This is a genomic window from Microcystis sp. LSC13-02 (assembly GCA_002282935.1).
Lineage (GTDB): Bacteria > Cyanobacteriota > Cyanobacteriia > Cyanobacteriales > Microcystaceae > Microcystis.
In genome coordinates this window covers 7,059-14,540 of the sequence record MTBT01000077.1, presented here as the reverse complement: position 1 = coordinate 14,540, position 7,482 = coordinate 7,059, and the positions used below count along the sequence as shown (strand labels likewise).

At 42.9% G+C, this 7,482-nt stretch carries 6 protein-coding genes; 1 reads left to right on the top strand and 5 read right to left on the bottom strand.

The features are described from left to right. Nucleotides 1-146: 146 nt before the first annotated feature. The 5 genes from BGL89_RS04705 to BGL89_RS04685 all read right to left on the bottom strand — a co-directional run bounded on the left by BGL89_RS04705 (nt 147) and on the right by BGL89_RS04685 (nt 6,033). On the bottom strand, nt 147-656 hold the full coding sequence (locus tag BGL89_RS04705) for a hypothetical protein (protein WP_286824679.1): 510 nt from the start codon (nt 654-656) through the stop codon (nt 147-149). Next, nucleotides 653-1,891: an ATP-binding protein gene (locus BGL89_RS04700; protein WP_286824678.1), complete on the bottom strand. Its 1,239-nt coding sequence runs from the start codon at nt 1,889-1,891 to the stop codon at nt 653-655. Before BGL89_RS04700 ends, BGL89_RS04705 begins: the two co-directional genes overlap by 4 nt. 100 nt (nt 1,892-1,991) lie before the next feature. Continuing rightward, nucleotides 1,992-4,697, bottom strand: coding sequence for a phycobilisome rod-core linker polypeptide (locus tag BGL89_RS04695; RefSeq protein ID WP_286824677.1), 2,706 nt, complete (start codon nt 4,695-4,697; stop codon nt 1,992-1,994). 174 nt (nt 4,698-4,871) lie between these two features. Beyond that, a complete protein-coding gene (gene cutA, locus BGL89_RS04690; RefSeq protein ID WP_286824676.1) occupies nt 4,872-5,210 on the bottom strand; it encodes a divalent-cation tolerance protein CutA in 339 nt (112 codons plus the stop codon). Nucleotides 5,211-5,340: 130 nt separating this feature from the next. Next, nucleotides 5,341-6,033 (bottom strand): Crp/Fnr family transcriptional regulator, encoded by a 693-nt coding sequence (locus BGL89_RS04685; RefSeq protein WP_286824675.1) that lies wholly within the window; start codon nt 6,031-6,033, stop codon nt 5,341-5,343. 55 nt (nt 6,034-6,088) lie between these two features. On the opposite strand from BGL89_RS04685, the gene BGL89_RS04680 reads away from it, so the two are divergent. Next, nucleotides 6,089-7,288 carry an acetate and sugar kinases/Hsc70/actin family protein gene (locus BGL89_RS04680; RefSeq protein ID WP_286824674.1) on the top strand — a complete coding sequence of 400 codons (1,200 nt, stop codon included), beginning with the start codon at nt 6,089-6,091 and terminating at the stop codon, nt 7,286-7,288. Nucleotides 7,289-7,482 lie beyond the last annotated feature (194 nt).

Genomic DNA, 7,482 nt, shown 5'->3' with positions numbered 1-7,482 from the left:
TAATGCAAGGTTTTTGAAAGTCCCAATCCTATTTTCTTGCACTAACATCGGACTTTAACAGGTCAAAAGCTTTATTTTAAAAGGGTTTTACGATTATTCAGCAAGCCCTAAATATCTTCAGAGCAACCGAATCAAATAGAATTAAATCAGTCAATTTTGATGGTGTTTTGAATGATTAATCTAAACCCAGTTTCTTGGCGAAATTTTTCCATCCTCTCCATTTGTGAAGTCTGAAAGTTAGGCTTTTTGTTATTAGCAATGTAGGCTTTTCTGGACGAATAATCCTCTATACCATGATTTTCAATAAATACCCGAATTGTGTTTCTTAGTTGCTCTTCTCCGTCTCCTACCCACACCGAATTTTTCCCCTTTCGTTCTTTTAATTCTACAAAAATCAAACAATTAGCATAGGTCAGCATTCCCTCACAGCGTTTATCCATACGACTACCATCGAGTTTTCTAATTTCAATACATTTATCAATAGCGGTAAATGTCACTTCAATTTCTTGAGAGTTTTCCACAATAGCAATCCAATCACTGGGATTTTCTGTATCTAAATAAGCGGGATTTTCTCGAGGAGATGGCGGATCACAAATTCCAAATTCATGCCGATGGGTTTGACTCTGACATTTTTTATCAAAGAAATTAATCTTCATAACTGTTCTTCGATTTCCAGTAAATCATCAAAAAGCTGATTTATCTCTCCTAGGGAAAGATTGAGATAATTTTCATCAGAAGGTAAACCCTCATAGGTAGCAAGTTCTCGGATTTCTCCTTGCTCTGTTAATTCATATACAATAGCATCTTCTGCCGCTATACAAGAGGCTTTCGGGACAATTTGGTTGAGCTTTTCTTGGAGATAATCGGCGTTAGAAATCGCTGATGATAGGATTTTTTTGATAACTTTATCCGCTTTGATAGCTAGGGTTAGATCGTTGATAATATAAGGACTATGAGTAGTTAAAATTAGTTTATTTCCCTGGGTTAAATTGGCAAATTCAAATAATTTATATAAAATCTTTTTCTGAGATTGGGGAAATAGATTCTGCTCGATTTCTTCCACAATATTTACAAAACACTCATTGCGGTATTTAGAAGATAACACTTCTAGTGCTGCCTTTTTTAGGTCATCGGAAAGATTATCATTAGAGAGAATTTTCTCGATTTCCATTTTTAATCTTTTTTGCTCCTCTCCACTGAGTTCATTGCGGGAAGTTTCTTGAGTTCGATTAATCGATAAAGCAATATTTCGAGAAACTAGAAATAAAGGAACAAAAGACTGAAAACCACTGGAAGCTTCTGATAGATTTAGTTGATAATCACTACCCACAATCTTGACCAGTCTATTAAGTTTATCAAATTCCAATTTAACCTCACCTACTGGCAAAGTCAAACTGCCAGATAATTCCTGTTGTGAGCGATCCAATTCTTCCCAGAAAGTATATAATGATTCTGGCAGTCCTTTGAGTTTTTCTGGCCATCTTACTGCACTCAAAAAGTTTCGCTCTGCCGGTACATACATAATTTTTGGTACTCGATACTTTGGATTATCAGTACGCTCGATCGATAATTTAGCATTTTCAAAACTAATTCTATAAACATCTCCATTGTATTCAATTTGGGTTTCGGGTAAAAAGTAATTGGTTAAATTTTGGTACTGACAAAAAGATTTAACAAAACGATTATATTTAATAACATATTTTTCCTCTAAATCCCCACGATATAGAGCTTTTTCCAACCAGCTTAATGTTGATATTAATTTAGCAATGCTACTTTTTCCAGTTCCTTGATTACCGATAAAAATCGTTACTTTACGAACGTCGATAAAACCATCATTTTCTACTAAACCCGCCTTAATTGGACCGAAGTTTTTAACTTTAATTTGGCTCATTGTTATCCCCTTGATTGACGATAATAAATTTTGGGCAGTAATTTGTCCTGAAAAAAGCTCGTGTTGAACACGAGCTAAATTAATTAACTTCAAGGACTAATTAGCCACCAACCTTAACTACTGGTTTAAAACTAGGAACAACCAGTTCACTATCCTGTTTAGTCAGCTTATTGTATAACCGTTCCGTATTGGGGAAATTAGCGGCTGGTAGAGTCGGGAAACGACGATAGGGAACCGTATCTTCACCAAATAATTGTAGGTATTCCATGCTATTAACCATAGCACCGATAAAGGCTTTTAATCCCTTAGTTGCCAGAATTTGGTTATATTTCTGGATTTCCTTTTGATTCAAGGGAGCGCGACCTAAGAAGTGCTTGGTTCCCAATTCAATTACTTTCGTATTCGGATAGGGAGCATAGAATTCTTTCAGGTAAAGATCCGAACAACCTAAACCCTCAATAAACTCTTTCACCGTGATCTCAGCATTGCTTAATTTACTCTCTAAAGCAGTAAATTCGGCATTGATGATATAGGGTTCGAGATCTCGTTCAAAAATCTGACGATAGGCGGCGCGAACAGTATTTTGTACGGCAACTTTATCCAGATTAGTTAACAGTTTAAAGACCTTAGTTTGTTCCCGTTGAACCGTGACACCTTGACCGACACGAGATTGAATATCGGGTTCAGTGCGAATCGAGACCAAAGGTGTACCCAATTCAATAAAGCGCGGGGTTTCCTCTTTATCAACTCTTTGGCCGATATCTTCGCGGAGATTGCCCAAACGCACCATCCGTAACTGCATCCCTTGGGGAGTTAGATAGCGCTCGTAGGGAACCGTATCTTCACCAAAAGCTTCCGTATATTCAGGACTGTCGATAAGGGCATCGATTAAAGCATAGAAGCCTTTTTTCGAGCAAAGATCGAAATATTGATTCATTTCCTGACGACCGTAGGTGGGACGACCGAGCAGACGACGGTGAATATATTCGATCGCTTTGACCACATAGAGAGGAGTCCAGTAGATTTTCCGGAAAGCCTCGGATTTAGCTAGGGTTTTGATAAACTCGCGCAGAGTAATATCGCCATTTTCTAACTTAATCTCGGCCACGGACAAACGCTGACCTTCGTAGGGCATTCGACCGAAAACCTGACGATAAGCCGCTAAAATCACTCTTTGGGTGGAAATTTCGCCAAATTTAACGCTTACCCCATTGCTAGAACCGGGTAACTCGTTATTGAGACGGAAAACTTTCGGTCCCAAAGTACCGGGGAATTCACCTCGGGCGCCGGGGTTGCTATTTTGATTATTAGTGGCAGGTCCGCGGTGGATGAGGATACGTTTGGTATCTTTACCAAAGGGAGCGGGACTAGAACTAGGTTCGCGGGTTTCTTTCGGGAAAATTGCCCCAAATTGGATTTCTAGGGGATCATTTCCGGAACCGTAAACGTGCTGATCCGGTAAGGGGCGATCGTATTTAGCAAAGGTGGTGATAAATTGGGGAACTTTGCGGAAAGGTGCGCTGTAGTTAAACAGGTCGATCTGCATCCCCCAGTTACGACATTCCTGCGCTTCTGCACCCAAACCCCGGAGATAGGGAACGGTTTCTTCGCCGAAATAGTCGGAATACTCCTGAGAATCGACTAAAGCATCGATTAACGCCGCTAAACCGCCGCTAGAGACGATCGAGAAGTATTTCTGCACTTCTTCCCGGGAGGAAGGACCGCGACCGAGGAAATGACGGAAAGCCAATTCTAAGGCGCGACTATTGATAAAAGGTTCAAAGAACTGTTTACGGTAGAGAGGCGATTTACCGAGACGACGGACGAATTCTTTCATCGAGATGTCGCCGTTTTTCACCTTCGATTCTAGGTCAGAAATGGACTGACTGTAGGCGCGAGTGATGTCCCGTTCAAAAATTTGTCTGTAGGTGGCCTTGATAATCGAAGATTTTTCCGACTCCGATAAACCAGTTTTCATGACAAACTTTTGCCGTTTTTCGGCGGCGTTGTAGTAGCTTTGGGGAAGACTTAAACCCTGTTGGTCACTACTGGGACGCTGACGCAGTTTATTAGAGGGGGTGGGGGCTTTTAATTCACCCAGTAGGATATTGAAATAGTCACTGATTAAAGTGGCCGCATCCTTGTCTCTTTGGAAATACTCGATCGAAGCGGCCCGCATTTCTTGTAGGGCCACGATGGTGGCATCAATGGAACAGGCATTTTCGAGAACTTCCCTTAAACCGCGGGTGTTAACGATCAGGATACTGGTATCACCGGCCACGATCGCATAGGTAACGTAACGCAGGAACCAGGATAAATCCCGGAGGGACTTCTGCATATTGCTCGGACCGTAACGAGAGACGTTAATCGGTCGGAATCCGGGGGGAATCGGGCCGCTAGAGGTGAAAATCCCTTTTAAGCCACCGAGTATGCCACTGCCGCCACCGGCCCCGCTTTCAGCGTAGGTAACGGTTCCTAATTTCATCCCTTCCTGGACGTTGGTAACTTTACCCGCACCCACCAGGGCCAATTCTTCCACGGGGGGTTTTTCTAGGTAGGCCATGGGTGAACCACCGGTAAAAATCCGGTTAGCTGCCCGCGAGACGATCAGATCGGAGTTCCGGGTGAGCGTTTGGGCAATATCTAAGCGCTTGCTCCCCGATTGGAAGTAGGCGATCAGTTCATTGAGTTCGGGTTTATCGAGAAAGCGGTCTTGTTGTTCTGCTTGGGTAATGGCAGATACTGGGACGGTTTGATAGAGTTGGGGACGCGCTAAGGAGCTGCCACCGCTTGCCTTAAGACTCATTGGATTTTAACTATCTCCCTTGACGATGTGCTGAGTTCTCCAATCGTGGAGGCGATCGGTCTTAAAACCAGATGTTTAAAAATTTAATCAGCATCTAGATTAAAACTTTTTGCGCTTCCTGAGATAGTTTATTAAGAATTATATAGATTTTTTTCGCTAAACTTACCGATTGGTCTATTCTGACACCCCACCCGTATGGGAGGCTAACCAGTCTAAATAGGTCTGAGAACCCGCTACAATCGGTAAAGCGATGATTTCTGGGACTGCATAGGTATGAAGTTCCTGTATCTTCGCCGATAACTGCTCAAACTGCTTTAAATCAGTTTTAATCGCTAATTGCCATTCGCGCTCGTTTTCAATCTGTCCCTGCCAACGATAAATGGAACGAATCGGGTAAATACTGACACAAGCTGCCAATCGCTCGTTAAGTAAGGCGATCGCTAAGTTTTCCGCTTCCGTTTCGCTGGTTGTTGTCACCAGCACCACTCCAAAACTGGTTAATCTTTCGGTCATACTAAATCCGTTGAGTATAGGCTACATATCAGGATAGGCAAGAGGCAATAGGCAATAGGCAAAAGGAGGAATAGATAATCAGTCTTTAATAACCGGATTTAGTATGATCACTGATCACTGATCACTGAATTTAGGTGATCGCTTTTTCTAGAGCGGCCAGATCGGGAATACACAGAGATTCCTGCTGTCTTTGAATCAGGCCTTTTTTCTCCAATTTGGTCAGGGATCGGGTCACGGTTTCCCGGCTACTCAATTCCCGGTGAGGTAAATTAGGAATTATCGTACCCTGGCCGCTTTTTTGTCCTTGACCTTCGGCCAAAAAGAGTAAAGTATCGACGACTCTGGAGAGACTATCGGCCTCGCGCAAACGTAAACGCCGGTTAAGTTGACGTAAACGCTTGGCCAGTAACTGAGAAAGACGAATTCCCGCTAAAGGCTCCGATATGAGCAGATTAATAAAATCTTGGGCGGGAATACTGCTAATTGTGGCCGTGGTTAAGGTGATAGCATCGGTGGAGCGGGTAGATTCTTCTAAAGCGGCCATTTCTCCGACTATTTCCCCTTTACCGACGATATTTAAGGTGACTTCTCTACCCTCTACATCGTAAGTACGAATTTTCACCCAACCATCCAGAATAAAGTAAACCGAACCACCCCAATCATTTTCTAATAAAATCGCCCGATTAGCAGGATGAGTGCGGGTGACAGCATGAGAAGTAACTTGAGCGAGGGTTTCAGGGGGCAAACCGACAAATAAAGTGGCTGTATCTAATAATTTTTGAATTTCTGCTGATTTTTCGGCAGGATAGCGTTTTTCTTCCATAGTTTAATATTTAAATTTTGTTCGTTTTAGGTGGGTGATTCTACAATGGAAAGTTGTGGGTATTTTTAGTTATCCAGTGACCGATAAACCAGATTTTTCCTCCCTACTGACCGAGATCGATCGGATTCTTGCCAAGGTGATTTCTTCTCTAGTTAACCCGCAAGAAGTTACTTCCGAGACAATTATCGCCACTCGTCAACAATTAGAATCGGCCAGAGCGCTGCTTTCTCCCTTATTGTTGCCCGATCCAACCCCTGAAGTTGCCCGTTGGTCGCTGGGAATGGAGGTGCAACCAGAGGGGGTAAAAGTTGTCTTTTTTCGGGAAAGCCAAGGACTGATCGATTTTTATCCTCTTTCTTGGAGTCTGGCAACGGGAACAAGCGATCGCTTACCCTGCCCTCAGGTGGACGAATATCTAATTAGCTGGCTATCTAATCGGGATTTTAGCACCGATTCTTGGCTCTGGGAAGCCCTAGAGCGATTAGAAGCTATTATTATCACCGATGACGGGGAAACCCCCACGGATGACCTGAAAAAAGCCCTTCTCACAGCGCAACTAATACCCCCCGATCGCCTATCTAGTCTAGAAACAGCGATCGCTACTGCTCTGGCCCATATTCCCACTAGCGACCAACCCCAACCCCAAACCCTACTGGTTATCGAAGGGAAGCGGGAGACTACCACTTTAGCAATAGTGGAAGTCCCACCGCAAACTCGCTCTTTATCCCGTCAAGCGATCGCTCTGAGCCATTTTAACTACGGGGAAAACACCTATGAACGGGCCATACTCTCTCACTTAATTTATCCTCTCTGGCGTTCTTTTTTGCCTCTTTCCCGCTCCGCTCTCACCGATACTAATCCCTTAAAAAAATCTTTACTGGCAGCCGCTAGATTAACTAAATTAATCCTTCAAGAAGAAAGCGAATTTACCTCCTCTCTAGCCGGTCATACTTGGACGGTCAGTCGCACCGATTTAAATAAGAAGGTCATTATACCATATATAGATAATTTAAGACAAAAAGTTAATGATTTGTTAGAAAAACAGCAAAAAAGTCTTGAAGATATCGATCGAATAATTTTTAGCGGTAATTTTTTCTTAACCATTTGGCCCTATTTTCTAACAGAAATACAGCAAGAATTTGCCGGTTGCCATCTAGAGGCCCCCAGTCAGGAAAACTTCTCACCAACAATCTTGGGTTTGGGTCGTCTCTGTTTATTTTTGGCTCTTAGAGGTGAGAAGGTCAATAATGCTTAAAAACATCAACCTCAGTGGTAAAACTTAGGGTGCGTTAGACGGCCGAAATTGCTGCTTTGACTTGAAGGTAACAATCCGTCGTAACGCACCACCTATCATCAACTAAGTAGGGTCTGCTGAAAAAGTTTTTCGGTGGGGGTAGGAGTCAGGAGTCAGGAGTCAGGAGTCAGGAGTTTCAGGCTTTGTTGCCCTTG